We start from the raw sequence: 1,528 nt of genomic DNA on the forward strand, positions 1-1,528 counted from the left end.
TATTTTAAAAAATAGAGTATTAGACATAATTTTCTAAATTTAATTATCAACTGTAAAGTAGCCCAAGCAAGCCGTAGACCACATGAAACTTCCAATCCCGACGTAAGGTGTGCGGTATGCACACACACGGGTTCTGCCTTTCAGACGCCCCCCAACAGCAAGCGTAGCCTACATGGGTAGCAAGCGTAGCCTGTATCAAGGTAGGGTGTGTCGCCCCGCGACGCACGCGGTTTCCAAACCCCAAAGGCAGCCTGAAAACCCAAAAACCATCTGAGAACAGCATCAGAAGATTTCAGACGGCCTCCCAAATGCCAAAGAACGCGTGCGTGGCAGAGCCACACACCCTACGGCATGCAGGCTACGCTTGCTGATGCGGGGCGGTTTGTGAATCAGGATCCGATTGAGTTGATAGGTGGGGCGAATCTGTATGCTTTTGCTCCTAATACAAATAAGTGGCTTGATGTCCTAGGTTTAAATAAAAATCTGCCCACACCATATTGGCCTCCTAATAGAGGCGCTTTAGGTGAAGTGAGGAGCATTACACTTCCGGTTGGCACCCTTGTTGATAGGTATGGTTATCCAGGAGGAACTTTTGTGTCTCCAGTAGGAACACCATACCCTATGAGAGCCTTACCTCCTGGTTCTAATCAAAAGCCTTATACCATATATAAGGTACTGAAACCAATTGATAATGTAGCTGCAAGTAGAATTATGCCGTGGTTCGGAGAGATTGGATTAGGGACGCAGTATGAATTGCCAAAATCTATTAAATCATATATAGAATCTGGGCATCTAGAAGAGGTGAAAATAGGAAAATGTTAAAAATTAATGAATTGAATTCATATCTTAAAAGTAAAGGAGTACCAGAAGATAGTTACTCAATCAATGAAGTAAATGATGAATCATTATGTATTGTTGAAGAAAATAAAAAATGGCATATATTCTATTCTGAAAGAGGATTGAGAACCGAAGAATATTGTTGCCAAGATGAACATTTGGCAATTCTATATTTTATAAATCGGTTATCAAAAATGTTAAAATTTTCTTTCGAATGAAAAAAACAAACTGTAGCCTGTATGAAACTTTTAATTCTGATGTGGGGTGTGTGTGGAATATACACGCAGCTTCTGCTTTTCAAGCAACCTCTAAATCTTCTTCTAAGTCGTCTGAGCTATCGGTTCTTTAACAATTTTATTACTGATTGATGTAGAGGTCGTTTGAAAACCGACTTTCAGGGACCTCTACTAAATTTCTCTACCGCTAGTTACACCACCCGCCACCACTACGACGCAGCAGGCAACCCCGTCCGTACCGACTATCCCGACGGCAGTCACGAAACCTTCGAATACGACCGCCTCAACCGTCTGACCGCCCACATCGACGGACTCGGCGCCAAAACCACCTACGAACTCGCAGTGGACGGACTGCCGCTCAAACGCACCAACGCGCTGGGCCATACCTTCGCCTACGCCTACGACAAAGCCCGCCGTCTGACCGTCCTCACCAATGAAAACGGCGAAACCTACCG

General features: G+C 44.2%; 1 protein-coding gene and 1 pseudogene. Both read left to right on the forward strand.

Translation table 11 applies throughout. From position 1 onward, the window contains the following. The first annotated feature begins 351 nt into the window (after positions 1-351). Positions 352-822: a glycohydrolase toxin TNT-related protein gene (locus ACTHUT_RS20305; protein WP_250601065.1), complete on the forward strand. Its 471-nt coding sequence runs from the start codon at positions 352-354 to the stop codon at positions 820-822. 395 nt (positions 823-1,217) lie between these two features. Continuing rightward, positions 1,218-1,528, forward strand: a pseudogene (locus tag ACTHUT_RS20310) (hypothetical protein); the annotation flags it as partial.

The organism is Neisseria sp. P0022.S010, assembly GCF_051956635.1.

Excerpts from the sequence above, each read along its gene's own strand:
- ACTHUT_RS20305 (WP_250601065.1), top strand. The coding sequence starts at position 352 with ATGCAGGCTACGCTTGCTGATGCGGGGCGGTTTGTGAATCAGGATCCG.